25 protein-coding genes and 1 riboswitch are annotated in these 26,575 nt (G+C 52.0%); of the genes, 8 read left to right on the top strand and 17 right to left on the bottom strand.

Annotation, left to right across the window (positions count from 1 at the left end; all coding sequences use genetic code 11):
• Position 1: 1 nt before the first annotated feature.
• Together pyk and AADEFJLK_RS14935 are read left to right on the top strand one after the other, a co-directional pair.
• Positions 2 to 1,450, top strand: a complete 1,449-nt coding sequence (gene pyk / locus AADEFJLK_RS14940) for a pyruvate kinase (protein ID WP_088621653.1) — start codon at positions 2 to 4, stop codon at positions 1,448 to 1,450.
• 285 nt (positions 1,451 to 1,735) lie between these two features.
• Positions 1,736 to 3,085 carry an esterase-like activity of phytase family protein gene (locus AADEFJLK_RS14935; RefSeq protein ID WP_103974825.1) on the top strand — a complete coding sequence of 450 codons (1,350 nt, stop codon included), beginning with the start codon at positions 1,736 to 1,738 and terminating at the stop codon, positions 3,083 to 3,085.
• 86 nt (positions 3,086 to 3,171) lie between these two features.
• Here the strand turns inward: AADEFJLK_RS14935 and AADEFJLK_RS14930 are convergent, their stop codons facing one another.
• Together AADEFJLK_RS14930 and mepA are read right to left on the bottom strand one after the other, a co-directional pair.
• Positions 3,172 to 4,098 (bottom strand): choice-of-anchor A family protein, encoded by a 927-nt coding sequence (locus AADEFJLK_RS14930; RefSeq protein ID WP_103974824.1) that lies wholly within the window; start codon positions 4,096 to 4,098, stop codon positions 3,172 to 3,174.
• A 135-nt stretch (positions 4,099 to 4,233) separates the two neighbouring features.
• Entirely contained in the window at positions 4,234 to 5,064 is an 831-nt protein-coding gene (mepA, locus tag AADEFJLK_RS14925; RefSeq protein WP_088620234.1) for a penicillin-insensitive murein endopeptidase, read from the bottom strand.
• Positions 5,065 to 5,150: 86 nt separating this feature from the next.
• On the opposite strand from mepA, the gene AADEFJLK_RS14920 reads away from it, so the two are divergent.
• Positions 5,151 to 5,561 (top strand): thiol-disulfide oxidoreductase DCC family protein, encoded by a 411-nt coding sequence (locus AADEFJLK_RS14920; RefSeq protein WP_088620233.1) that lies wholly within the window; start codon positions 5,151 to 5,153, stop codon positions 5,559 to 5,561.
• A gap of 2 nt (positions 5,562 to 5,563) precedes the next feature.
• Here AADEFJLK_RS14920 and uvrB read toward each other — a convergent pair whose 3' ends face one another.
• The 4 genes from uvrB to AADEFJLK_RS14905 all read right to left on the bottom strand — a co-directional run bounded on the left by uvrB (position 5,564) and on the right by AADEFJLK_RS14905 (position 10,779).
• Entirely contained in the window at positions 5,564 to 7,567 is a 2,004-nt protein-coding gene (uvrB, locus tag AADEFJLK_RS14915) for an excinuclease ABC subunit UvrB (RefSeq protein ID WP_103974823.1), read from the bottom strand.
• 35 nt (positions 7,568 to 7,602) lie between these two features.
• Positions 7,603 to 7,740, bottom strand: coding sequence for a hypothetical protein (locus AADEFJLK_RS24600; RefSeq protein ID WP_170065129.1), 138 nt, complete (start codon positions 7,738 to 7,740; stop codon positions 7,603 to 7,605).
• Positions 7,741 to 7,801: 61 nt separating this feature from the next.
• The gene (gene trmL / locus AADEFJLK_RS14910) at positions 7,802 to 8,272 is read right to left on the bottom strand and encodes a tRNA (uridine(34)/cytosine(34)/5-carboxymethylaminomethyluridine(34)-2'-O)-methyltransferase TrmL (protein WP_103974822.1); all 471 of its coding nucleotides are present in this window, start codon (positions 8,270 to 8,272) and stop codon (positions 7,802 to 7,804) included.
• 2 nt (positions 8,273 to 8,274) lie between these two features.
• Complete coding sequence (locus AADEFJLK_RS14905; RefSeq protein ID WP_103974821.1) at positions 8,275 to 10,779, bottom strand: glycogen/starch/alpha-glucan phosphorylase; 2,505 nt, start codon at positions 10,777 to 10,779, stop codon at positions 8,275 to 8,277.
• A gap of 22 nt (positions 10,780 to 10,801) precedes the next feature.
• Here AADEFJLK_RS14905 and AADEFJLK_RS24595 point away from each other — a divergent pair, with 22 nt between their 5' ends.
• Both AADEFJLK_RS24595 and AADEFJLK_RS14900 read left to right on the top strand, forming a co-directional pair.
• Positions 10,802 to 10,939, top strand: coding sequence for a hypothetical protein (locus AADEFJLK_RS24595; protein WP_170065128.1), 138 nt, complete (start codon positions 10,802 to 10,804; stop codon positions 10,937 to 10,939).
• Positions 10,940 to 10,964: 25 nt separating this feature from the next.
• Positions 10,965 to 13,385 carry a beta strand repeat-containing protein gene (locus tag AADEFJLK_RS14900; protein ID WP_170065127.1) on the top strand — a complete coding sequence of 807 codons (2,421 nt, stop codon included), beginning with the start codon at positions 10,965 to 10,967 and terminating at the stop codon, positions 13,383 to 13,385.
• A 58-nt stretch (positions 13,386 to 13,443) separates the two neighbouring features.
• Here AADEFJLK_RS14900 and AADEFJLK_RS14895 read toward each other — a convergent pair whose 3' ends face one another.
• On the bottom strand, positions 13,444 to 14,010 hold the full coding sequence (locus AADEFJLK_RS14895) for a hypothetical protein (protein ID WP_103974819.1): 567 nt from the start codon (positions 14,008 to 14,010) through the stop codon (positions 13,444 to 13,446).
• Positions 14,011 to 14,118: 108 nt separating this feature from the next.
• Entirely contained in the window at positions 14,119 to 15,966 is a 1,848-nt protein-coding gene (locus tag AADEFJLK_RS14890; RefSeq protein ID WP_103974818.1) for a TonB-dependent receptor domain-containing protein, read from the bottom strand.
• A gap of 120 nt (positions 15,967 to 16,086) precedes the next feature.
• A riboswitch (cobalamin riboswitch) is annotated at positions 16,087 to 16,287 on the bottom strand.
• A gap of 125 nt (positions 16,288 to 16,412) precedes the next feature.
• Here AADEFJLK_RS14890 and AADEFJLK_RS14885 point away from each other — a divergent pair.
• On the top strand, positions 16,413 to 17,045 hold the full coding sequence (locus tag AADEFJLK_RS14885) for a glutathione S-transferase (protein WP_103974817.1): 633 nt from the start codon (positions 16,413 to 16,415) through the stop codon (positions 17,043 to 17,045).
• A 5-nt stretch (positions 17,046 to 17,050) separates the two neighbouring features.
• On the opposite strand, the gene AADEFJLK_RS14880 is transcribed toward AADEFJLK_RS14885, so the two are convergent.
• The 3 genes from AADEFJLK_RS14880 to cobS are packed head-to-tail and all read right to left on the bottom strand — an operon-like array spanning position 17,051 to position 18,848.
• Positions 17,051 to 17,548 carry a bifunctional adenosylcobinamide kinase/adenosylcobinamide-phosphate guanylyltransferase gene (locus AADEFJLK_RS14880; RefSeq protein WP_088620225.1) on the bottom strand — a complete coding sequence of 166 codons (498 nt, stop codon included), beginning with the start codon at positions 17,546 to 17,548 and terminating at the stop codon, positions 17,051 to 17,053.
• Between the two features lie 5 nt (positions 17,549 to 17,553).
• Entirely contained in the window at positions 17,554 to 18,117 is a 564-nt protein-coding gene (gene cobC, locus AADEFJLK_RS14875; protein ID WP_088620224.1) for an alpha-ribazole phosphatase family protein, read from the bottom strand.
• On the bottom strand, positions 18,102 to 18,848 hold the full coding sequence (gene cobS / locus AADEFJLK_RS14870; RefSeq protein WP_103974816.1) for an adenosylcobinamide-GDP ribazoletransferase: 747 nt from the start codon (positions 18,846 to 18,848) through the stop codon (positions 18,102 to 18,104). The genes cobC and cobS overlap by 16 nt, the downstream gene beginning before the upstream one ends.
• Before the next feature lie 567 nt (positions 18,849 to 19,415).
• Between cobS and AADEFJLK_RS14865 the strand changes: the two genes are divergently transcribed.
• Both AADEFJLK_RS14865 and AADEFJLK_RS14860 read left to right on the top strand, forming a co-directional pair.
• Complete coding sequence (locus AADEFJLK_RS14865) at positions 19,416 to 20,768, top strand: leucine-rich repeat-containing protein kinase family protein (protein WP_103974815.1); 1,353 nt, start codon at positions 19,416 to 19,418, stop codon at positions 20,766 to 20,768.
• Between the two features lie 208 nt (positions 20,769 to 20,976).
• A complete protein-coding gene (locus AADEFJLK_RS14860; RefSeq protein ID WP_088620418.1) occupies positions 20,977 to 21,324 on the top strand; it encodes a hypothetical protein in 348 nt (115 codons plus the stop codon).
• 180 nt (positions 21,325 to 21,504) lie between these two features.
• On the opposite strand, the gene ihfA is transcribed toward AADEFJLK_RS14860, so the two are convergent.
• From ihfA to infC, 6 genes are all read right to left on the bottom strand, one after another.
• Positions 21,505 to 21,801 (bottom strand): integration host factor subunit alpha, encoded by a 297-nt coding sequence (gene ihfA / locus AADEFJLK_RS14855; protein ID WP_088620417.1) that lies wholly within the window; start codon positions 21,799 to 21,801, stop codon positions 21,505 to 21,507.
• 4 nt (positions 21,802 to 21,805) lie between these two features.
• On the bottom strand, positions 21,806 to 24,181 hold the full coding sequence (gene pheT / locus AADEFJLK_RS14850; protein ID WP_088620416.1) for a phenylalanine--tRNA ligase subunit beta: 2,376 nt from the start codon (positions 24,179 to 24,181) through the stop codon (positions 21,806 to 21,808).
• A gap of 17 nt (positions 24,182 to 24,198) precedes the next feature.
• Positions 24,199 to 25,197, bottom strand: a complete 999-nt coding sequence (pheS, locus tag AADEFJLK_RS14845; RefSeq protein WP_249028065.1) for a phenylalanine--tRNA ligase subunit alpha — start codon at positions 25,195 to 25,197, stop codon at positions 24,199 to 24,201.
• A 132-nt stretch (positions 25,198 to 25,329) separates the two neighbouring features.
• Positions 25,330 to 25,692 carry a 50S ribosomal protein L20 gene (gene rplT / locus AADEFJLK_RS14840; protein ID WP_088620414.1) on the bottom strand — a complete coding sequence of 121 codons (363 nt, stop codon included), beginning with the start codon at positions 25,690 to 25,692 and terminating at the stop codon, positions 25,330 to 25,332.
• Between the two features lie 11 nt (positions 25,693 to 25,703).
• Positions 25,704 to 25,901, bottom strand: coding sequence for a 50S ribosomal protein L35 (rpmI, locus tag AADEFJLK_RS14835; protein WP_088620413.1), 198 nt, complete (start codon positions 25,899 to 25,901; stop codon positions 25,704 to 25,706).
• Between the two features lie 139 nt (positions 25,902 to 26,040).
• Positions 26,041 to 26,565, bottom strand: a complete 525-nt coding sequence (infC, locus tag AADEFJLK_RS14830) for a translation initiation factor IF-3 (protein WP_088620412.1) — start codon at positions 26,563 to 26,565, stop codon at positions 26,041 to 26,043.
• Positions 26,566 to 26,575 lie beyond the last annotated feature (10 nt).

Here is a 26,575-nt window from a genome sequence, read left to right as displayed (position 1 = left end):
CATGTTAAGAAGGACCAAAATTTTAGCCACACTCGGGCCTGCGACTGACAAGCCGGGTGTGCTTGAGGGTTTGTTTGAGGCAGGGCTTGATGTCGTGCGTCTAAACTTCTCTCATGGTTCTGCTGAAGACCATATCGCCAGAGCCGAAGCCGTTCGTGCGCTGAGCAGAAAAACCGGCCGGCGGGTCGGTATTCTGGCCGATTTGCAAGGCCCGAAAATCCGTATCGCCCGCTTCAAAGACACGAAAGTTAACCTGATTGAAGGCCAAGATTTCGCCCTTGACATTAATTTTGACCCGCTCGCGGGCGACAACACCCAAGTCGGCATCACTTACGAACCGCTGGCGTTAGAAGTGCGTCCGGGTAGCCGCTTGTTGCTCGATGACGGGCGGATTGTCTTAGATGTAGTTGATGTTGTCGATATGCGCGTCAACTGTACTGTTGCCGTCGGTGGCGACCTGTCCAACAACAAAGGCATCAATCTGTTAGGCGGCGGCTTATCGGCAGCAGCCTTAACGGATAAAGACAAAGAAGACATCATCACCGTTGCCAAAATCAAATGTGATTATGTCGCCGTGTCTTTCCCACGTTGCGCCGAAGACCTGAACGAAGCCCGCCGCTTATTAGAAGCCCAAGGTTGCTACGCAGGTATCGTCTCTAAAGTTGAACGCGCCGAAGCGATTGTCGAGCCGGTCATGGACGAAATTATCTTAGCGTCTGATGCAGTGATGGTCGCACGGGGTGATTTGGGCGTGGAAATTGGCGATGCTAACTTACCTGCCGTGCAGAAAAAACTGATCCAACGTACCCGCGAATTAAACCGCGTGGCGATTACCGCGACACAAATGATGGAATCGATGATTGATAACCCGATTCCGACCCGTGCCGAAGTATTCGACGTGGCCAATGCCGTGTACGACGGTACCGATGTCATCATGCTGTCGGCAGAAACCGCTTCGGGCAAACACCCGATCAAAGCCGTTGAAGCCATGCACCGGATTTGTGTCGAAGCGGAAAAACAGCCTATCGTCCGCGAATCTGATCATCGCATCAACATCCAATTTGACCGCGATGACGAAGCGATTGCCATGTCAGCCATGTATATGGCGAACCACACCAAAATTAAAGGCATTGTGGCCTTGACCGAATCTGGCTCCACACCGTTATGGATGTCCAGAATCAGTTCCGCCATCCCTATTTTTGCCTTTAGCGGCGTTGAAGAAACGTTGGGCAAAGCCACCTTGTTACGCGGTGTCTTCCCTATTTACTTCAAGCTGGAAGAAACCCAAGACCATGCCGAAGTTAACCGCAGCATCGTCAAAGAACTGAGAAAATGGAATATTGCCAAAGACGGCGATAAGTTCATTATCACCAAAGGTGATTTGACAGGCGTTAAAGGCGGCACAAACGCCCTGAAAGTGATCGTGGTCGGCCAAGGCCTCACGCCCTAAGCTTCCCCGCTCCGATTAGCCGCCCCCGCTACGCAAAGTAGCGGGGGTAGCCACCACTGATTGCAAAGTTAATCCCCCCCACACACAAAATGAAGCCCAGCTTATAGGCTACCTGCAAGAGCTAAGGCTTTCGCACTCCCCGCACGTTACCCTCCTACCCACCAAGTAAAAACGTTTAATCGTTACCCATACCGCACAGCCAATTCATATTCCAGTAACACGCATAGACGATAATCGTAGGGCTTTAGAGCAAAGCGTTAATCCCTAACTTTTCAGAGACCCGTCATGACCAAAAAACTTCTGCCTTTTTTATTGCCGTTATTAATGGCTGCCCCTGCTTCCCAAGCGGTTGATTTAATCGCCATCGGCTCCATTGATGGCAACTACCAAGACCTTTCGGCAAGAACCGCAGGCGCCTTAGAAAACGGCGTGGCGGGCAACTTGTTTGGCGGTATCGGCTCCGGTTTGGCTTATGCTGGCGGCAACACCTTTATTGCCCTGCCTGACCGTGGCCCGAATGCCATCGCTTATAACGCGGCGATTGACAACACCACATCTTACATCAACCGTTTCCAAACTCTGAATCTGGCTTTGGCGGTTAACCCTAGCTACGATTCTTTAACCGTCGGCTCCATGCCTTACCTGTTATCATCCGAATTAACGGCGACCACGTTGTTGTCCAGTGCCCAGCCACGCATTTATGCAGCAGGCGGCGCACCGGCCTTAAACACAGCCACCAGCTTTTACTACACAGGCCGTTCCGATAATTTTGGCACACGCGCCTCCACTAGCCCAAGCCATGCCCGCCTTGATCCAGAAGGCATCCGCGTGTCAAAAGACGGTGCCAGCGTCTTCATCACTGACGAATACGGCCCTTATGTCTATCAATTCCACCGCAACACTGGCCGCATCATGAAAGCATTCACTCTGCCTTCTTACTATGCGGCGACAAACTTAAACGCGGTCGGTGACACTGAAATTGCCAACAACACTGTCGGCAGAATAGCCAACAAAGGCATGGAAGCATTGGCCATTACGCCAGACGGCACCACGCTGATCGGCATGATGCAACAAAACCTGATTCAAGACACCAAAAAATATCTGCGTATCATCACTATTGACATTGCCACTGGCACTACCCACGAATACGCTTACAAACTGACTGACGGCTCTAGCGTCAGCGACATCTTGGCCATCAACAGCCACGAATTTTTGGTTGACGAACGTGACGGCAGCGGTTTAGGCAACGGTGATGCCGCCGTGGTTAAAAAACTGTTTAAAATCGATTTGGCAGGTGCTACGGAAATTACCGGTACTCCCGCCATCACTTCCAGCGCCCCTGTCGTCGCTAAAACCCTGTTCTTAGATGTCTTGGCAAAATTAAACGCCAATGGCGTACCTTCCACACAAGTGCCGGCTAAATTGGAAGGCGTCGCCTTCGGCCCAGACGTAGTTATTGGCGGTGTGACCAAACACACCTTATTCATCGCTAACGACAACGATTTCCTGCCGACGTTTAACGGCGTTGCCAACCCGAACAAATTCTTTGTCTTCGCGGTAGACCCTAGCGAATTGCCCAGCTACGTCCCACAAACCATCACCATCAACCCGATCGACAAAACCGACCGCGGTTAAGCAAAATCGTTAAAGCCCTATCCTTAGGCAAAAAAAAGGCCGCGTGATGCGGCCTTTTTTATGGCTGATTTTCTATGCTAACCGATTTAGGCACGCTTAGGGTTACGTCCATGCCAAGCCAACCCGGCCAAGCCTAACACAAACCACCACAGCCCCATTGGCTCAGGTACACTATTAGCGTCGGCAATCGTGCCACCGAACAAATAATTATGGAATTCGATATTACCGCTAAACGAACTGGCGATTAATTGCCCGTATAACGCCCCGTAACCGCCCGTCACCGCCGCCCAAGGGGCTAATATAGACCCCATCGGATTTTTACTGCCGGTTAATGTTACCGCTGTCGAATTATAAAAATTGTAAATGACATGGGAAGGATCGACACCGGTCAAAAACACTTGGCCATTTTGGAAAAATTCGCCCGTACCCGACACGTTAATCAATACCGTCGAATTGCTGGGTGCAGTGATATTAATGGTATTGCTGCCGGTTAACGTGCTGCCGTTCAAAGAGAACACATTCAGGCCGACATTCGTGCCGCTTAAATTGACCGTACCATAAGCGCTGCTGGTCGTACCGGTCGTCGCCAAACCGCTCCAAGCCGTCGACAAATTTTGGTATTGGCTTTGTGACGTGGAAAAATTGACCAAGCTTTGGACAAACGAACCGCCCGTCGCGGTAAAACTGGTCAAACTGGCGCCGCCTACCGAATAAACCGCCCCGTTCTGACCATTACCTACCCCACCATTCGTGGCAGTGACCGTACCGCCCGCCACCAATCTGGCAGCATTGGGCGATTGCGAACCGTTCCCGGCAATGCTCGATGCCACCGAATAATTGCTGATATTGACATTACCGCCCGCCGCCAAATTACCTTCAGTATCCGAATTGGCGCTAGTGAAATTATTAAACACAAACACATTGTAGTTGGCCGCTGCCCCGACCAATCCGGCTTGGGCAGGCGATACCGCCGCCACTAATAAAGTGGCGGCTAAAGTCATTGCTAGACGCATTGTTTATCCTCAAATAAATGGCTGGCGGGGTAGTTATAAACAACCCGTTAATAGCGAACTATTATACAGAGGATTTGTCAAAGAGTAATGTCCTAAAATGTGAATTTCATCGCATAAAAAACGCCTAAGTTCTGGTTATTGTGCCAATACACGGCTACATAAGGCCGGTAATGGCGGTGGTGGCGGCGACGGTTTGCCGCCTTTAGCAGGGTTTTTCGCCTCATCCGAAAACCACCAAGCCAAACTGGCATCGCAACCGTCACCGGCAGGCAAAGGCTCCTGTGCCGCACAATGGGCATTACCGGCAGGACATTTTAAACGCACATGAAAATGGTCGTCATGCTTCCACCACGGGCGGATTTTTCTCAACCAAGGGCTATTACCCACCCGCCGCAGGCAAAGTTCGCGCTTGACGCTGGCGTTGACAAAAATCCTGTCCACTTCCGGCATAGTAGCCGCCAACTCCAGCACTTTGGCATTAGCGCCCGTCCACTGCCTAAGGTCAATGCTATCGCCATCCGCCGCCAGAACCGACGGCGCACTCCACGATTCCCGCTCGCTGAGCGTCAAACTGCGCTGCATCGCCTGTTGCGACAGCATAAACCAAATGTCCACGTCCAGACCCGTTTGGTGGCTACGGTGGCCGCTTAACGTAGGGCCGCCGCGCACCTGCCCCAAATCACCGACCAACAACGCCCCCAAACCTTGCGCCGCCGTGGCTTGGCCGAGTTTTTCGATAAATTGCGTCAATTCAGGATGGCCATAAAAACGGTTTCTTGACAGACGCATCACCTGATACCCTAACCCCTCCTTCGGCAAGATGGCCGCCCCGCTCAGGCAACCGCTGGTATAAGTGCCGATGCTTTGCGGCGTATCGGCAATTATGGCGGGTTGTGTGACTTGCGACCAGGAATTAGCCTGCACCTGCACCGACAATAACAGGGCAGCAACGCCCCAAAGCTTCATTTTTAACACGGCTACACCCGATATAATCACGGTAAAAGAAAAATTATTTTACACTACCCAACAACCGTTCGCCCACAGGAACCCAGATGACCATACCGCCACCCCAATTCACCCTGTTTTACGATGGCCTCTGCCCTATATGCCAAGCCGAAGTGGCTTGGCTACGGCGTTGCAACCGCCAAGGCCGCTTAATCTTACAAGACATCAACGCGCCAGACTTCCAAGCCGAAGCCTACGGTAAAACCTACGCGGACATGCTGGCAGAAATCCATGGCCTACAGGCAGACGGCACCCTGCTCATCGGTATGCCAGTGTTCCGCGCCGCTTACCAAGCCGTCGGTTTGGGCTGGCTGCTGGCACCGACTGGCTGGCCGCTGCTCAGCCCCGCCTTTGCCCTGCTCTATCGGCTGTTTGCCCGGTACAGATTGGGTATAGGCAGTCGGTTAGGCGGCGGCAGATGCACAGACGGCCAATGCAGGATCGGTAAGCCCGACTAGCCTCACACCAACAGTTGCACCTGTAAGCGCTTTATCTCATCCCTGATTTTAGCGGCCTGCTCAAACTCCAGATTTTTCGCGTGCTGATACATAGACTCCTCCAATTGCTTAAGCGTTTTCGCTAACTGCTTAGGGGTCATGACCGTGTAATCGGCACCGGCCTCAGCCACCTTAGCGACGGCCTTACCCGAACCGCCGGAACCGGGGATGGCGACTTGCAAAATATCGGTAATGGATTTAAAAATGGTTTTCGGTTCAATCTGGTGCTGGGTATTAAACAGATGCTGTTTTTCGCGGCGGCGGTCGGTTTCATCAATGGCCCTAGCCATAGACGCGGTAATCTTATCACCGTACAAAATGGCCTTGCCGCTGACATTACGCGCGGCGCGGCCTATAGTCTGCACCAAAGACACCACCGAGCGCAAAAAACCTTCCTTATCGGCATCCAGTATCGCCACCAAGGACACCTCAGGAATGTCCAAGCCCTCGCGCAAGAGGTTAATGCCGACCAGCACGTCAAACTGACCTAAGCGCAAATCACGGATAATCTCGACCCGCTCGACCGTATCAATATCCGAATGCAGATAGCGTACCTTAACGCCATGCTCGGTCAAGTATTCGGTCAAATCCTCCGCCATGCGCTTGGTCAGCGTCGTTACCAAGACCCTTTCCTTCAACACCACCCGCTTATGAATCTCCGAGAGCAAATCATCGACTTGGGTCACTGCCGGACGCACCTCCACCACAGGGTCCAATAACCCTGTCGGCCTGACCACCTGTTCGACAAATACCCCGGAATGGGCTTTTTCATAAGCCCCCGGTGTGGCCGAGACATAAATGCGTTGCGGGGTTTTTTGCTCAAACTCGGCAAAAGTCAACGGCCTGTTATCCAAAGCCGACGGCAAACGGAAACCGTATTGCACCAAGGTTTCTTTACGCGAACGGTCGCCCTTATACATCGCGCCGATTTGCGGCACAGTCACATGGCTTTCGTCAATCACCACAATGGCATCGTCGGGCAGATAATCGAACATGGTCGGCGGCGGCTCGCCTGCGGCACTGCCGGACAAATAGCGCGAATAATTTTCTATCCCCGAACAATAGCCGACTTCCAAAATCATCTCAATATCAAACAAGGTGCGCTGCTCCAGCCGTTGCGCCTCGACCAGCTTATTGGCGGCTTCCAATTGCAGCACCCGCTCTTTCAACTCCAGCTTAATCGCATCCACCGCCGCCAGCAATTGCTCGCGCGGGGTCACATAATGGGTTTTCGGATAGACGGTATAACGGGCGATACGGCTGATAATCTCCCCCGTTAACGGGTCAAACAACGATAAGCGTTCCACCTCATTATCGAACAACTCGACCCGCAACGCCTCGCTGTCGGACTCCGCCGGAAAAATGTCGATCACCTCACCGCGCACCCGATAGGTCGCCCGCCGTAATTCGACATCGTTGCGGGTATACTGCATTTCCGCCAAACGGCGCAATAAAGTGCGCTGCTCCAACAAATCGCCTTTGACCAAATGCAGCACCATCTGGAAATACGACTCCGGTTCCCCCAAGCCATAAATTGCCGACACCGTCGCCACCACAATGGTATCTTTACGCTCCAACAAAGCTTTGGTGGCCGACAAACGCATCTGCTCAATGTGTTCGTTCAACGACGCGTCTTTGTCGATAAAGGTATCGGATGCGGGGACATAGGCTTCCGGCTGGTAATAGTCGTAATAGGAAACGAAATACTCGACACTGTTCTCCGGGAAAAACTCCTTCATCTCCCCGTAGAGCTGCGCCGCCAAGGTCTTATTAGGCGCCATAATCAGCGCCGGACGCTGCACCTGATCAATGACATTGGCAATCGTGAAGGTTTTGCCCGAACCCGTGACCCCTAACAGGGTCTGGTGGACTTCGCCATCTTGCAAACCCTCAACCAACTGCCGGATGGCAGTCGGCTGGTCGCCCGCAGGCTGGAAACGGCTATGGATTTTAAACGGTTTTTGCACGGGATTCCGTTAGGCTGAAAACAACAAAAAACACATCACCACCCGCTATCATCGTCATCATAAGGCTTTGATTTTAGCTGTGCGGGGATTTTCGGCATGTTCGCCGAGCGCAATAACAGCAAGGCACTGCCTAAGACAAACAGCACGGCGACGATAAAAATAATAATCCACATAAAAACAGCCTCATTGGTGGCTAAAACCGGCCCGCACCGCTAGCGGGCGCTAGGTATGCCTTTACTTCACCAAAGCCCCGGCAAAATTCATTTGCCGCCACGCTTCGTATAACACAATCGCCACGGTATTGGACAAATTCAGGCTCCGGCTTTCCGCCTGCATCGGCAGATACAAGCACTGCGGTTCGCCGCAAGCCGCCAACACCTCAGGCGGCAAGCCACGGGTTTCAGGGCCGAACAACAGCGCGTCACCCGCCTGAAAAGCCGCATCACAAACCCGCTGGCGGCCTTTGGTGGTCAGCGCAAATAGCCGCGCCGGCTTAACCGCCGCCAGAAAATCCGCCAACGAGTCATGGGTTTGCACCGTTACCCATTCGTGGTAATCCAGCCCTGCCCTGCGCAACTTCTTATCGTCCATCGCAAACCCCAAGGGTTTAAGCAAATGCAACGATGCCCCCGCATTGGCACATAAGCGGATAATATTGCCGGTATTGGCGGGGATTTCCGGCTCGTATAAAACAATATGGAACATGCTTAAGGGTGGCTGATCGGCACAGGGGTCAGTTTCCATATTTCCTGATTATATTCATTAATCGTCCGGTCAGTAGAAAACTTACCGCTACCCGCGCAGTTTAAGATACTCATTCTTGTCCAGCGGTCTTGGTCTTTATAAGCCTTTTCCACTTGTTTTTGGGCATCGATAAAACTGCGGAAATCTGCCACCGTCATCCACGGATCTTGCGGACTTTTCAGCGAGGCGATCACCGCATCAAAAATACCCGGTTCAAATTGGCTAAAATGCCCGCATTCCAGCAGCATCAACACCCGTTTTAAATCGACATCGTTTTCGATCATCGACACCGGGTCGTAATGGTGGCGCAGTTCTTCCACCTGGCTTTCGGTCAAGCCAAACAAAAAGAAATTATCGTCGCCCACCTCTTCCCTAATCTCAATATTCGCACCGTCTAAAGTGCCGATAGTCAAGGCTCCGTTCATCATAAACTTCATATTACCCGTACCGGACGCTTCCTTACCCGCCGTGGAAATCTGTTCCGACAAATCCGTGCCCGGACAAATCTTTTCCATTGCCGAGACACGGTAATTCGGCAAAAACACCAGCTTGAGCTTATCGCCCACTTCGGGGTCATGGTTAATGACATTAGCGACATTATTAATCAATTTAATGATTTTTTTCGCCATGAAATACCCCGGCGCGGCCTTACCGCCAATCAACACACAACGGTTCGTCCAATTGGCGATGTCACCGCGTTTGATACGGTCATACAGATGGATAACATGCAGGACATTCAGTAACTGACGTTTATATTCATGGATACGCTTAACCTGGACATCAAACAAGGCATTGACCTTTAAGTCCACATCCAATTCCTGCTTTTTAAAATCAATCAACCGCTGTTTAGCTTCCTGTTGGACGGTATGCCAACGTTTGCGGAATTTTTTATCCTCGGCAAACGGTTTGAGTTTTTGCAACTCTGACAAATCCGTTATCCAGCCATCACCGATGGTTTCGGTCAATAGCTCAGCCAATTCAGGGTTACAGGCCGCCAACCAGCGGCGGGGCGTGACCCCATTGGTTTTGTTATTGAATTTTTGCGGCCATAGCTCATAAAAATCCCGGAACAAGCCTTGTTGCAACAGCTTAGAATGCAGTTCCGCCACACCATTGACCGAATAACTGCCGACTATCGCCAAATACGCCATGCGGACATATTGCTGCGGGCCTTCCTCAATTAAGGACATACGTTTTAAGCGCTCATTGTCACCCGGCCAATGTGTGGACACTTCGGCCAAGAAATGGGCGTTAATTTCAAAAATAATTTCCATCAACCTAGGCAGCAACTGCTTGAACAGGCCGACCGACCAACGCTCCAATGCTTCCGGCAACAGAGTATGGTTAGTATACGCCATCGTGTTTCGGGTAATTTTCCAAGCCGCATCCCAGCTTAAGCCATGAATGTCCATTAACAGGCGCATCAGTTCCGCCACCGCGATACTGGGGTGGGTATCATTGAGCTGAAAGCAGTTTTTTTCGGCAAAATGGGCAAAATGCCGACCATGATCGCGCACCCAACCGGCAATCACATCTTGCAAACTGGCTGAAGCCAGCAAATATTGTTGGCGCAGGCGTAATGCCTTACCGTTTTCATTGGCATCGTTAGGATACAAGACCATCGTGATATTTTCGGCGGTGTTTTTTGCCGCTACCGACTCGGCATAATCACCCGCATTAAACTCCTGCAAATCAAACTCTTCGGTAGCGGCCGCTTTCCATAAGCGCAAGGTATTGACCGTGCCGTTTTGATAGCCGGGTACTGGGGTGTCATAAGGGATCGCCAAAATGTCATGGGTATCCAACCAACACACCCGCACATTACCGTTTTCGTCAATATGCCGCTCGGTATGGCCGCCAAACTTGATACGGTAAGCGTATTCGGAACGCTCTATTTCCCAGATATTCCCATAGCGCAGCCAATGGTCAGGCTTTTCCACCTGTTCGCCATTGGCAATAGTTTGCGTAAACATCCCGTACTCGTAACGCAAGCCGTACCCGGTCACAGGTAATTGCAAAGTCGCGCAACTGTCGATAAAACAAGCCGCCAAGCGTCCCAAGCCGCCGTTACCCAAACCTGCGTCGGGTTCGCTTTCCAACAACTCTTCCAACTCTAACCCTACGTCATGCATGGCTTTGTGCACCGCATCGCTGATGCCGAGGTTGAGCATGGCGTTGCTCAGCGTCCGCCCCATCAGAAACTCCATTGACAGATAATAAGCACGGCGGCAATCCTGGTCACGATAGGCATTGTAAGTGTTTTTCCACCGCTCTATCAGACGGTCACTGACGGTCAGCGATAAAGCCTCGTAAGCATAATGTGGCGAGCGGCAGTTTTGGTCGCGGCCTAGACGATGGCTATAATTACGCTTAAAATCGGTAACAAGGTCATCAACATCCAAACCCAAACTAGGCACTAAGGTAATACTGGGCTTGGGTTGGCTTTTCTTGAATATTTTATTAGGCATAGTTAACTCACGGACAGTTGGCATGAAAAAGTTCACGGAACATTTTACCAAGTTACACAAAAATATTCTGTCTAATAATTTCTTGAATGTCGCCCAGCTTCAAGCGGATAATGGCGGCGACACCCGCCAAGCTTTGCAAAGCTTCTACCCTCCTCTTTAACACCTTACTTAACAAGGATAATCTTATGGCAATCACAGGCACTAATGCAGGCGAACAACTGAACGGCACGGCAGGTAACGACCAAATTTTGGGTTTAGGCGGAGATGATGTACTGGTAGGGCTTGACGGTAACGACACCCTCTACGGTGGTGACGGCAATGATACCCTCTACGGCGGTAACGGCAACGATATTTTAGACGGCGGCAACGGCAGCGATTATTACATCGGCGGGGCGGGACAAGACACCTTCGTCATTGATACCGAAAGCACCTCTATCGGTAACAGTATCTCCGATTTCGAGCTGGGTGCAGACCGCATCGACCTGAGACAGTTGGGCATTGCCGATTTTGCCACCCTACAAAGCCTCTTATTCGAAGATAGCAATAATAACGCTGTCTTAGGCTTTTCGCGTAATGACATTTGGACAACTACCCTCATGGTCGGCATCCGCAAAGACGACCTGTTCGCCGCGAACTTTATCTTTGCCACTAACATCAGCAACGACACCCTGAACGGCGGCAACATGAAAGACGACCTGTTCGGTGGCCTCGGTAACGATATCCTCTCAGGAGGCCTCGGCAATGACCGCTTATTCGGCGAAGGCGGCGATGATATTCTCTATGGCAACACTGCCAGCACCGTTTACGGCACGGCGAACGGCGACACCGACTTATTATACGGCGGCGCGGGTAACGACAAAATTTTCGGCGGCACTGGCAACGACCAATTATTTGGCGGCGACGGTAACGACAAATTGGATGGCGGTTCAGGCAACGATTTTATGACTGGGGGTGCAGGCCCCGACACTTTTGTCTTAAACTTCGGCGGCGGTTCGCAAAATGACACCATCACCGATTTTGATGTCACCCAAGATAAAATTGACGTAACCGCCCTGGGCATCAGCGACTTTGACACCATTAAAGCCCTCAGCTTTCTCTCCACCACTCTTGATTCCGCGCTTATTTATTATGCCAATGGTTTTGAAAATGACGTTTTTTTCCTCCATGTCCTACCAGGTAGCCTGACGGCGGGCAATGCCATCTTAGCGACCGCCAACACCAACAACACGTTGACGGGCGATACCAATCCAGACATCAACAACAAGAACGACGACTTATTTGGTGGCTTAGGTAACGATAGCCTATCCGGCGGCACAGGTAACGACCGCTTGTTCGGCGAACAGGGCGACGATGTAGTATATGGCTACCTAAGCAGCAGCCCTAGCGGCAACAACAATGACGGAAGAGACGTACTTTTTGGTGGTGCTGGCAACGACAAATTATTCGGTGGCGGCGATAATGACACCCTCAACGGCGGGGCGGGTGACGATATTTTAACGGGCGGCACAGGCAGAGATAGCTTAGATGGCAGCACAGGCACCGATACCGCCAGCTACCTTGATTCGGCCTTCCCCGTAACTGTCCGGCTCTGGGATAACACCGCCACAGGCGGCGATGCCTTAGGGGATTCTTTAAGCAATATCGAAAACCTCACGGGTAGCCAAGCAGGTAACGATACCTTAGCAGGGAATGCAGGCAACAACATCCTGAACGGGGCAGGCGGTGCCGACTATATGAACGGGCGCGAAGGCAACGACACCTATTTTATTGATAATGCGGGCGATGTCATCAGCGATTACTCCGGCCTAGATACCGTTAACAGCAGTATCCCTTATACCTTGGGCAGCCAACTGGAAAACTTGAACCTCTTAGGCGCAGGGGGATTAAACGGCACGGGCAACGCCCTCAACAACACCCTCTCCGGTACGTCCGGCAACAACATCCTGAATGGCCTGGACGGCACCGACACGGTATCCTACGCCAACGCCAGCGCAGGTGTCAGCATCAACTTAGGTATCAGCGGCGCACAAAATACCCTAGGGGCTGGAACAGACACGGTATTGAATTTTGAAAGCCTGATTGGCAGCGGCTTTAACGACACCTTGATCGGCACCGCCAATGCCAACACCCTAACAGGCGGGGCGGGTACGGACAAACTGACCGGCGGGGCGGGGGCCGATACATTTATTTTTAACAGCACCATAGGCTTTGATGTGGTCAATGACTTTGCTGCCGGTGCCGATAAATTGCTGTTTAGCCAAGCGGGCATCCACATCGGTAACGGCAATGCCTTAGTGGACGGCGGTGCAGTGAGGGCTTCCGGCACAGGCGGTTTTGCCAATAGCGCGGAATTGGTGATTATGCAGCAAAACATCAGCGGCGGCATCACCACCAGTTCTGCCGCCGCCGCCATCGGCTCGGCAACCGCCGCGTATACGGTCGGCAAAACCGCCTTGTTCGTGGTCGATAACGGCACGGCCAGCGGCATTTTCTTATTTACCGCCGCCAATGCCGACGCGCAAGTGACCGCCAGCGAATTGACGACCATCGCCATTCTCGGCACTAACGCCAACACCAGCTTGGCGGATTACGGCTTTATCGCCTAAACGGTATCAACCCGCCCAAGGCCAGGGACACCCTGGCCTTGGGCGGGTTACAAAAGGCTTAAACGGCTTTTTCTTGCCCAACCGCCGCCATCAACACCCCAACGGCCTTAACCACCGCAAAACCCGCCACTGCGTAAGCCACCGCCGCACCAACATAAGCGGGAAAATACTGGCTGACCGAAAGGCTATAATCCACCATCGGCATATCGGCATAACGGCCTGAGAACAGAAAGAAACTGCCGTTGGAAATGACAAACGCCACCGAAGCCGAAGCCGCCGCCAACGCCATCAACAACAACCAGCCCTGTTGGCCCGCCGCCATAAACAAGCGGCAATACCGCCCGGCCAACCACATAACCGCATAAGTCGGGATCAGAAACCCATAAGCAGGCGACATACACCAATCGCTGACGTTAAATTGGTTAATCGCCAGATAATCCAACAATCCTGCCGCCAGTAACAGACCCGCCAGCCAAGCCCGTTGGCTCACATACAGGCCTGCCAGAAAAAACACCGCCAGCGACGCGTCCGGCAAAGACCACGCCGAACCGAAATGATGCACGCGGGTCGCCGCCATCAAGGCCAACAATGGCAAAATAGCCGTATTATTCATAGTCAACTTCATAAGATTCTCCAAATTACATAAAAAACTGTCATCACCCCGTATTTAAGCCCTACTCAAGGCTTCAGCGGGGCGTTACCAAACGGCCAAACAACACCCATACCGTGTAGCTTAATCGTTATAATGGATTGAGACAAAAAAGTTTCGGTCAGGGGTATTATAACCATTCACTGTCTGATAATTTTCATCCAGCAAATTGTTCAATTTACCGCTGAGCAGCCAGTTTTTATTGATATGCCAAGCGGCACGCAAATCTACGGTAACGAAACCATGCAGACTGACGCGCTGATAAGGATAAGTATTGTAGTCAATATCCGGGCGGTCGCCTTGCGCCAACACCGCCGCCCCAACATCAAACACCCCGATAGAGCGCGACAAATCAAATGACAAGGACTTATCGGCACGGCGCTGCAAACGCAGGCCCGTCGCCACATCCACCGGATTCAACAAATTCAGATTGAGTTTATGATGCCAGCCCAAGAAATCCGTCACCAATTGCGCTTCAATGCCTTCAATACGCGCCTTATTGATGTTGACAGGCGGCCAGCCGGAAATAAGCTGGTCGACATCGGTATGATACGCGCGTAACTCCCATTGCACTTGTTTATGCACCCCGGACACCCCCACTTCAACCGATTGCGACTCTTCCGGCTTTAAGTGCGGATTACCGCCGCCAAACCCGGTATTCGGCCAATACAGCTCATTAAAGGTCGGAGCCTTAAAAGCATTACCGAAACTCGCGAAAGGGTTAATGCCCAGCACTGAGTTATAACGCCAGCCGACACTGCCCGTCACATAATCGCCAAAAGCCTCATTCTTATCGCCCCGCACCGAAGCATTGAGAAAATGCCGCTCCAACACCCGGCTATGCAGTTCCGAAAACAGCCCGGCATCATAACGCGACTTTTGGCTATAAGTATTAAAACCCGGACTATAAGTATCCAAATCACCGCTCGCCACTTCATCCAAACGGTAATCCGCACCGACCGTCAACTGATGGGCATCGCTTAAGCGCACCTGATTCAGCCAACTGGCGTTCCAGCGGGTCGTGTTATAACGGCTCTCGAAACTGCCGTCCGGGAAAAAAGTGTCCAAATCATCGGTACTGCGGCCCAAGCGTAATAAGGTATGCCAATCTTTTCGTACATCCATCTGCCCGGTCAGGCCAAACACTTGATTGATAAACGCCGAATTATTGCCGCCAAAACTGGAATCATATTGGTTAGTGCCTTGTGACCGGAGAAAAAACCCCTCAATTTCGGCAGCATTGGCAAACCGATGGCCAAACCGGGCATTGACCCCCGTATTTTCATAACCGTCACGGTCAGGGTCGCTGTGTTGTTTAGCATTAAAGCCTGCCGAATCAATATGCGACACCCCCAAATTATACCAATTGCGGCCCAGATTACCGCTGACCGTCCCGGCAGTATGGGCCGTGTCATAAGAGCCACCGCCCGCTTGCAAACTGACATGCGGCTTATCATCACCATGACTGCCTTTGCGGGTAAAAATCTGGATCACCCCGCCGATAGCTTCCGAACCGTATAAGCTCGATTGCGGCCCCCTAACGATTTCCACGCGCTCGATTTGGTCAATAGGGATCAACTCATAAGGCATTGTCCCGGTAGTGACCGAGCCGACCTTAATGCCGTCAATCAGCACCAAGACATGCCCAGGGTTAGTCCCGCGCAAAAACAAATCGGTAGTTTGCCCATAGCCGCCGCTCTGGGCAATATCAACACCTAGCGTGCCTTTAAACAAATCGGGTAAGGTTTTGACTTGCAAGCGCTCAATATCTTGCCGCGTGTAGACGGTAGCCCCTGCCGCCAGTTCGTTTTGCAAGGTTTCAGCACGGGTCGCGGTCACAACAACGCCTGGCAAATCGACGGGTTGCCCGGCATAAACGCTAGAAAAAGGGATAATAAGACTTAAAAAAGGAGTGGCTATAATTTTTTGCATGATGTCCTCTGCGCCGCCCGCGCATCGTGAAAAGAGAATCACAGCGCGGACAGACACAAAAGCAGGCCTACGCACAAGGAAATGCGCCATAGCCTTATTTCGCAGAACAGCCCGCCGCTGTGCCGAATACGCTTTTAGGCCGGTCTCCGGGCTTAACAGTGGCAGGAGCCTGACTTGTCACCTTCCCATGCACAAAGCACAGTGGCATTTCGACAAGCCTTTACTGAATTACCGTTGCGGGGGCAGCGTCGGCTTAAAGCACCGACTTCCCGTTTAACCGACAGACATTTATCCGCCGGAACCTAAAAGCAAGCGAACATTATAGGTTTTTGTCGCCGAATAGCAACTTAAAGTTGCCGTCTGGCAACGGCTGGAAGACAAGGAAAACTTGCTTTCCCGCTTGCCTTCTGAATTAATAAGCTCTTTTTCAACCCATCCATAACCCGATGTCTGCCACCCTACCCATTCTCTACAGCTTCCGCCGTTGCCCTTATGCCATGCGGGCAAGACTCGCCCTAGCCTATAGCGGCATCCGCACCGAACTCCGGGAAGTGGCGTTAAAAAACAAGCCGCCAGAACTGCTCGCCCTCTCACCTAAGGCTACCGTCCCCGTCTTGCACTTACCCGACGGCATAGTGCTAGAAGAAAGTTTGGACATTATGCACTGGGCATTAGGCCAACAAGACCCCGCAAACTGGCTCAAGCCCGCCGACCCTGCGCTCATCGCCCAAAACGACGGCGAATTTAAATATTTTTTAGACCGCTACAAATACGCCGACCGCTATCCCGATTACCCTTTAGCGTATTATCGGCAACAAGGCAGCAAATTTTTGGCGATACTGAATGGGCGCTTGCAACAGCACGCCCAGCTAAGCAGTGCGGATTTTTCCCTAACCGATGCCGCTATCTTACCGTTCGTCCGCCAATTCGCCGCCGTCGACCCGCACTGGTTCCAACACAGCGGCTATACTGCCCTCCAGCAGTGGCTAGACAATTTCTTGGCCTCCGAACACTTCCACACCATCATGCGCAAATATCCCGATTGGACAGCGGCGAGCGAACCCCAACTATTCCCCTGACCGCCTCACTTCATCGGCAAGGCCAAGCCCGCGCTGCAAAAAAACACCTTATCACAAGCCGCGCCCATCATCTGCGCGGCCTTGCCCGACAAATCGACAAACTGCCGCGCCAAAGCATTATCCGGGATAACGCCTAAACCCACTTCATTATGCACCAGCACCAAATCGCCAGGCCATGCCAATAACGCCGCCAAACGCGCCAAAATCTCCGCCTCGCCATAGTGGTGATACAGCATATTGTTCAGCCACATGGTCACACACTCCACCAACACGGGCGCGGTACAACCTTGTACCGCCGCCAATAAGTCCAGAGGCTCCTCCAAGGTACTAAACGCCGCTTGCCGCCGCGCCTGATGCTCGGCAATCCGCGCCCGCATCCCCACATCCAGCAATTCGGTCGTCGCCAAATAATACGGCTGCACCTGCCCCGCCTGCGCCAAAATATACGCCTCCGCCAAGCGCGACTTACCGCTTTTAACACCGCCGATAAAAAGAGTCTTCATAGCACTTATTGGTTAAGATAATCGATATAAGTATAGTCAGGCGTGTAATGCAGCTTATGCACGGAACTTAACCCGATACGGAACTGAAAAGCATTCGCCAACGGCAAATCCAACACCTGCGCCAACAACGCCCGGATTGTCCCCGCATGTGTCACCACCACGACTTGCTTGGCCTCATGACAGACCAAATCCTGCCAGAACGCCCCCGCCCGCCGCCATAAATCGGTAAAACTTTCGCCATCCGGCGGAGTACTCTCGACAAAATGTTCCGTCCAATACCGTAACGCTGCTTCGTCAATCGCGGTAAAAGGCGTATTTTCCCAAGCCCCGAAATTAATCTCCAACAAACGGTCATCAAAACGCACCTGCCCCGACAACGCCTCCGCCAACAGCCGACACCGCTGCAAAGGGCTAGAAAACACCAAACAATCGCTGGCCAACGGCGGCAACTTGGCGCGGATTTTCTGCAACTCCTCAGTAAAACCCGCCGTCAAACCAATATCCGTACGCCCGTAACATAAACCAGGTGCCGCCGCCGTCTGGGTATGGCGGATTAAATAAATGTCCATAACCCGCTCACCGCCAAATAAAACACCACCTCCGCGACTTGCTGCGCCGCCCCCAAGCAATCCCCGGTATAACCGCCGATCTGACGGTAAAAATACCCGCCCAACAGCGCGTTAACCGCCAACATCGGCAACACCGCCCACCAACACCACAGCGGCAGACCCAGCAACGGCAACAGCGCACACAACGCCGCAAAGCCCAACGCCCGACTGTTCGGCTTAAACACCCCTGCCGCACCCTTGCTAGCGCCGATCCGCGCATATTCATAACGGCGCATCAACAACAACGGCGGCAAACGGCTAGCACTATGCCCCGCCCACAACAACCACGGCACAACAGCCATCGGCAGTGCCGCCAACACGCTGATTTTTAACAGCAGCAACAAACCAATGCCGATAGCCCCATAAGCGCCCACCCGCGAATCCTTCATAATCTCCAAAATCCGCTCCTGCCCCCAACCGCCGCCAAAACCGTCGCAAACATCGGCAAAACCGTCCTCATGGAACGCCCCTGTTAAAAAAATTCCCGCCACCACCGCCAAAATAGCCGCCGTCCATGGCGACCATAACAACGCCGCTCCAGCAAACACCAACCCGCACCCAAGCCCCACCATCCACCCCACCAACGGCAGATAAACACTGGCCTGGGGCAGTTGTTGGTAATCTAGATTTTGCGGGGTGGGTAAGCGGGTATAAAAGCTTAAAGCCAGTTGGAAGTGTTTTAGTTTAAACATGAAAGAAAAAAATAGATGAATTTCTGCTCACTTAAGAATAACTACAAGGCAGCAAAACTTAAGGGCAAGAATGTCCGATTTCAAAAAATCAATAAAAATGTCTTTCATAGCGTTATTAGGGTTTTCCGCTTTAAACGCACTGATTTTAACCCCTATCGATCAACTGAATAAACTCAGATTTATCGGGACATTTTACCCTAAACCCTCAACCTTGGATAACAGGCCAATAGTCTAGACCATTTTTAGGTAGCCACCACTTCGGACAGACTTTAATCCACCAGCACCCCAAAGTGACGCAAGCTGAGACAGGCAGCCGGGCCACTTACTCAGATTCAAGGCCGTAATACAAACAGTAAACTGTCTGTGCGGCACTTCCGGGCTTATTTGGCAGTGGTTGTGGCATCACAGGCGTTTGCGGACAGCGGCCTAGCCAAGTAAGATAGGCCATACCTCTCTTACTTGGCGGCTAAGGATATACGCAGCGTACCCTTCGCTGATAATGTAGAAAAACCACTTCCGGCGTTAAATAGACACGCAGGGTATTTCAGTAATGTCAAAGGCTTAGCAATGCAAACAATCGACCAACTCCGCTCCGGTGCGCTTGCCGGTATTCGCCATCTGAAACTGTCCTGTGGCCTAAGCCGTTTCCCCCGCGAGATTATGAGCCTAGCGGATACGCTGGAGATTCTTGACCTATCCGGCAACGCGCTCTCTGAACTCCCCGATGATTTTGCACGGCTGAGTAAGCTGCGTATCGTGTTCTGCTCCGATAACCAATTCACAGTATTGCCGGAAGTGCTGGGCAGTTGCCCTGAACTGAGCATGATCGGCTTTAAGGCCAACCACATCCGCACAGTGCCCGCCAAGGCGCTCCCTGCTGCGTTACGGTGGTTGATTCTGACGGATAACGCGATCGGAGAGTTGCCTGAGGCAATAGGGAACTGCACCCAACTGCAAAAGCTAATGTTGGCCGGCAATCATCTCCAAACCTTACCCGACTCCCTGGCCAACTGCAAACGGCTTGAATTACTCCGTATCGCCGCCAATCGGCTTAATAGTTTACCGGCTTGGTTATTGTCTTTGCCGCGCTTATCGTGGCTGGCCTATTCCGGCAATCCCTTCGGGGCTGAATGGGAAAACAGGATACTGACGGCTTCGGTTGCCGATATTCCCTGGGATAGCCTAGATTGTGAGCATCTGTTAGGCGAGGGCGCGTCTGGGTTTATTCATCGCGTTAACTATCATAAGCCTGACGGCAGCTCTTGTCATGTTGCGGCCAAGCTGTTCAAAGGTGCGGTGACCAGTGACGGCTTGCCACATTCTGAAATGGCGGTAGCCGTCGCGGCCGGACAACATCCCAATCTCATTACAGTGTTGGGCAGGGTGAGCGGCCATCCGTCGGGTATCAGCGGCTTAGTGCTGGAACTGATTAGCCCGGCATTCAGCACGCTGGCAGAGCCTCCTAGCTTTGTGTCTTGCACGCGCGACATTTACCCCTCAGATACCCGTTTCGATTTGCCGATGGTCTTACAGATAGCAGAAGGCATTGCTTCGGCCGCCCAGCATTTGCACCAGCAAGGCATCCTGCATGGCGACCTCTATGGCCATAATATTCTGCATTGCGCTCAGGGACGGGCATTGCTTGGCGATTTCGGTGCGGCATCGTTTTACCCGACCCATGATAAGGACATTGCCGATGGGCTAGAGCGGCTTGAAGTCAGAGCTTTTGGTTGCCTCTTAGAAGAATTGCTTGAACGCTGCCATCCCACAGCTAACGGCCTGAATGCCCTTAAGCTTCTTACAGAGTTACAGTCGGCATGTTTGGCGGATGACAGTAAGCGGCGGCCTTCTTTTGCCGACATCACCAGGCGGTTAATTGAGGTTACCAAAGAAGCCACGCTAAAGTACACGCTAGCGTAGCGTCTAAATAGATAGACATTTTCCGCTGCCAAGACACCCGTCAACAGCCATGCGGCCTTTACCGCCAGCAAAGACACCTTCTAGAGCAATTAATCAGGTGGCTCTGCCATTAATACGTTATCATAGGGGCTGGTTGCCATTTGCTCCGTTAGGAGCCTGGCACCAACCCTCCCCTAATCCACATTTAAATTAAAGGCTTTTCACATTTATGAATATCATTAAAAAAACTGCGCTGGCTTGCTTCATGGCGATGTCTTTAGGTGCCAGCACCTTTGCAGTCGCCGAAGAAGCGGCAAAAGGTGCGGTTTCTGACACAGCCGCAACCATTGCGCATGTTGAAAAAGCCTTGGAAGAAGTCAATAAAAGCGACTTCTCTGCCGCCCGTTTACATTTGAAAGCGGCGCGTACAGCGTCTGAAAAAATCAGCGGCCATGATGCTATCGTGAAACAAGCTAACGATAACGTTGTGCAAGGGCAAATTTCAGCCAACAAAGGCGATGTGCAAAAATCAGCCAGCGAATTGCAAAAAGCGTTAGATTTGTATAAATCGTTATAATTTCGAAGGCCCATAACAGGCTTTTGACTTAGGCCCCAAGGCTATCGGGATAACCTTGGGGCTTTTTTATGCGGGAATATCAGGCCGTCGGCAAGCCTATAAACCCCATCTGACTATCAGGCCTATAGGGTTAAACCTGCTTAACGGCCCTTGTCCTCTACGGACATAAGCTGGTAAAGCTTATTCGGCACCGGCGTACACTTCGACACGGGCTTTGAGTTTTTGGCCGGATCTGAAGGTCACTACCCGTCGGGCGGTAATCGGTATTTCTTCACCCGTTTTGGGGTTTCTGCCGGGGCGGCTGCTTTTGTCACGCAACTCAAACTTGCCGAAACCGGAAATTTTTACTTGCTGGCCTTGCTCTAAAGAACTTTTAATTTCTTCAAAAAACAGTTCCACCATTTCTTTAGCTTCGCGTTTGTTCAACCCCAGTTCGTCAAACAATTTTTCAGCAAAATCTGCTTTTGTTAATGCCATTTAGTTAGTCCCTCAATTTTGCATGGATTTGATTAGTCAATCTGGCCAAGATTCGGCTTACTATCGCGTCAATCTCAGCATCGGTTAGCGTTTGTAAATCATTTTGTAAATGCAGGCTTAACGCCACGCTTTTGCTGCCTTCTGCAACCCCTTTGCCGCGATAAATGTCAAAAATGACCACATTCTGCAACATCGGTTCGCCGCACGCCTGAATACAGAGGCTGACGGCATCGGCAGTGACTTCTTCTTCGACAATCAAAGCCAAATCCCGCCGTACCGACGGGAATTTCGATAACGGCTTAAAAGCCGCCACTTGCTTATCCAGCAATAAGGCTTGGTCAAAGTCAAACAAAAAGACCGGGGTGTCAAAGCCCAATTGCTTTTCCAGCGTCGGATGCAACATCCCCAGCCAGCCGACCACATCACCCGTCAGCGACAAAACCTGCGCACATTGCCCCGGATGCAGGGCAGCGTGGGTGGCGGCGGCAAAACGCACGGTACGGCCTGTTAAGGCGAACAATGCCTCGACATCGGCCTTAATGTCGAAAAAGTCCAGTTTACGCGTGGTTTCGCCCCACTGCTCAGGCAAGGCACTCCCTAAGGCCAAACCTGCCAAACGGCGTTGCTGATGGGTAACGCCGCCGCTTTTCACAAAACGCAGGCCAGTTTCAAACAACCTGACCCGGCTTTGTTGGCGGTTAGTATTATATAACGCCGCCTTCAACAAGCCACACCATAAAGTGGTGCGCATGATCGCCAACTCAGAAGAAATCGGGTTTTTCAGGCGGATAACGTCATCATCGGGTGCCACCGCTTTTTGGATGTCTTCGTCAACAAAGCTATAGGTGATGGCTTCCTGGTAGCCCCTGTCCACTAACACATCGGCAGCGCGGCTGATATCCAGAACACTTTCAGTGGCCTTACCTAAGTCCGCCCGCATTAACAGACTGCTGCTCGGTAACTGGTTATAGCCGTAAATACGCGCGATTTCTTCGATTAAATCGGCTTCGATGGCAATATCGAACCGGAAACCGGGCGGGGTAACTTGCCAGCCGTCGGCTTCGGCAAGCACCACCATCCCTAAACGTTGGAAAATATCCAGCACCACGGCATCGTCAGGCACCATGCCTAAGATTTTTTCGATGCGCTGCCGTCTGACCAAAATCGCCGGACGTTGCGGTAAGGTAGCCGCCGTGGTGACCTCGGTAATGCCGCCGACGCTACCGCCGGCAATGTCGACTATCAATTGGGTTGCCCGCGCAATGGCACGGTCTTGTAAGGTCGCATCGACGCCGCGTTCAAAACGGTGCGAAGAATCGGTATGCAGGCCAAAGCGGCGGGCTTTACCGGCGATGCTGTACGGGGTAAAAAACGCGCATTCCAAAAACACATTTTGGGTGCTGTCGCTGACCGCCGAAGCACTGCCGCCCATCACCCCCGCCAACGCCAAAGGCTGCTTGGCATCGGCGATGACCAAAGCTTCGCCGTCCAAAGTAATGGTCTGGCCATTCAATAAGGCCAAATCTTCACCCTCTCTGGCCCAACGGACAGTTATGCCGCTTTCCAGCTTATCGGCATCAAAGGCATGTAAAGGCTGACCCAATTCCAATAGCACATAATTAGTGACGTCAACTACCGGACCCAAACTACGCACCCCGGAACGGCGCAGGCGCTCTTGCATCCATAGCGGCGTTTCGGCCTTGACATTAACGCCAGTAATTAGCCGCCCCAAATAGCGAGGGCAAGCGTCCGTCGCTTCCACCGCCACCGTCAAAGCATCCGCTTCCGTTACCGCCAAAACCGCCATCGGCAACGCCGACCAATCCATACGGTTCAACACCGCGACTTCGCGGGCGATACCTTCGACGCTCAGGCAATCGGCCCGGTTAGGGGTCAGGTCAACTTCAATCAGTTGGTCGTCCAAAGCCAAAAACTCACGGATATCGACACCGACCGGCGCGTCGGCGGACAATTCCATCAGGCCGTGGGCATCCGCCGCCAAACCTAATTCTTTCTCCGAGCATAACATGCCGAACGACTCAACACCGCGCAACTTGGATTTTTTGATTTTAAAATCGCCCGGCAACACCGCACCGCATAAAGCCGCCGGAATTTTTAAGCCGACGCGGACATTGCTTGCCCCGCAAACGATTTGCAAAGGCTCGCCCGTCCCTACCTCTACTTGGCAGACGCGCAGACGGTCAGCATCAGGGTGCTGTACCATCGCCAACACTTCGCCAATGACCACGCCGCTGAACACAGCGGCGGCAGGGGTGACCGAATCGACCTCAAGGCCTGCCATAGTCAATTGGGCGACCAATTCTTGGGTGCTGATGGCCGGATTGACGTATTCCCTTAACCAGGCTTCACTAATTTGCATGTCGGATAAGTTCCTGCTTAATTGAATTGTTCTAAGAATTTGAGATCATTTTCAAAAAACAACCGCAAATCGTTAATGCCGTAACGGAGCATGGCCAAGCGTTCCACGCCCATGCCAAACGCAAAGCCGCTATAGCGTTCGCTGTCAATATTCACCGACTTGAACACCGCCGGATGGATCATCCCGCAACCCATGACTTCCAGCCACCCGGTCTGGCTACAGACCCGGCAACCTGCGCCATTACACATCACACACTCGATATCGACTTCGGCGGACGGTTCAGTAAACGGAAAATACGACGGACGGAAGCGTACTTGAATGTCCTTTTCAAAAAAGGCGCGTAAAAACTGGTACACCACGCCTTTCAGGTCGGCAAAACTGACATCGGTATCGACCAAAAAGCCTTCAACCTGATGGAACATCGGCGTATGGGTAATATCAGAATCGCAACGGTACACCCGACCTGGGGCAATCACTTTCAGGGGCGGGGTCTTCGACTCCATGACCCTGATCTGCACGGGCGAGGTATGCGTCCGCAACACCGTATGCAAGTCGATATAAAAAGTATCGTGCATGGCGCGGGCGGGATGATGGGCGGGGATATTCAGGGCTTCGAAGTTATGGTAATCGTCTTCGATTTCCGGCCCCTCAACGACGGTAAAGCCGACGCTGGTAAAAATTTTGGCGATACGCCTGAGCGTAGTGGTCACCGGATGCAGACCCGCCGCCGCTTGGCCACGACCTGGCAAACTGACATCGACCCGCTCACTGGCAAGACGTGCGGCCAAAGCGGCAGCTTCCAAACGTTCCTTATGGCTGTCTAACTGGGCTTGAAATTGGTCTTTGGCTTGATTGATGACTTGGCCGACAGCGCGGCGTTGTTCCGGCTCCAACGTACCCAGTTCTTTCATCTGCTGGGTAAACAGGCCTTTTTTGCCCAAATACTGGACACGAACCTGATCGAGTTGGTTAAGGTCTGTTGCCCGAACAAGCTCTTCTAAGCCTTGCGCGAGAATGTCTTCTAAAGTAGCGGACACGGATTAGCTCGCTGTATGAGTGGAGAAGGGATTTTTATGGTTTGGCTTAACACCTAAAGCCTAGCCGCCCCGAAAGGGGTGGCTAGGCCAAGACCGACGCGTTAAGGCCGATTAAGGTTTGCTTTGATTGGCGATAGCAATTTTAGCTATCTCACCGAAGGCGGCAATATCACGCACGGCAATATCGGCCAGCACTTTACGGTCTATAGCAACATTGGCTTTAGTCAAGCCATTGATCAAACGGCTATAGGAAATGCCATAAATACGCGAAGCGGCGTTAATACGGACAATCCATAACGCGCGGAATTGGCGTTTTCTTTGTTTGCGGTCGCGGTAAGCATACTGTCCGGCTTTAATAACCGCTTGTTTAGCGACGCGGTAGACGCGGCTACGCGCACCATAATAACCTTTCGCTTGTTTTAAGACTTTTTTGTGTCTGGCTCTGGCTGTGACACCACGTTTTACTCTAGGCATGAATAAGCTCCTTAACTATAGGGCATCATGCGTATCGCCATACGCAGATCAGATGGATGAATGGCAGCAGGCTTACGCAACTGTCTTTTTCTTTTGGTGGTCTTTTTCGTCAAGATATGACGGCGGTGCGACTGGCCGCACTTAAAGCCGCCGTTGCCAGTGCGTCTGAAACGCTTGGCGGCACCGCGGTTAGTTTTTATTTTTGGCATTTGTTTGCTCCAATAATTAAAAATACAAAATCCCTGAGATATAACCCAACAAGGCAAAATGCATGGCCCTGAAGAATTAACGGCGCCCTAAGGCACGTTTACCCAGCGCGTCCGGCACTGGCGGGTAAGGGGCTTACCCTTACTTTTTCTTTTTGGGCGCCATGACCATAATCATTTGCCGCCCTTCCAATTTAGGGAACTGCTCGACAATGGCGATTTCTTCCAAGTCTTTTTCGATACGCTTCAGCTGGTCCATACCGATTTCACGGTGCGCCATTTCGCGCCCGCGATACCTAACGGTAATCTTGGTTTTATCGCCGTCATTAAGGAACTTAATTAGGCTCTTTAACTTAACCTGATAATCGCCTTCATCCGTACCCGGCCTGAATTTGATTTCCTTAACTTGAATCTGCTTTTGTTTTTTCTTGGCAATTTGCAGTTTTTTATTTTGCTCAAACTGAAATTTGCCATAGTTCATTATTTTGCAAACCGGAGGATCCGCATTTGGCGATATTTCCACTAAATCCAAGTCTGCCGCATACGCAAGTTGTTTGGCTTCATCTAAAGAGATAATCCCTAACGCCTCCCCATCTGCGCCGGTTACCCTCACCCGTCTGGCGGTGATCATGTCATTCAGACGAGTTTCATCTTTTTTAGCAGCGATACCTTAATCC

The sequence above is a fragment of the Methylovulum psychrotolerans genome, assembly GCF_002923755.1.
GTDB lineage: Bacteria > Pseudomonadota > Gammaproteobacteria > Methylococcales > Methylomonadaceae > Methylovulum > Methylovulum psychrotolerans.
This window is presented reverse-complemented; position numbering and strand designations above follow the sequence as displayed.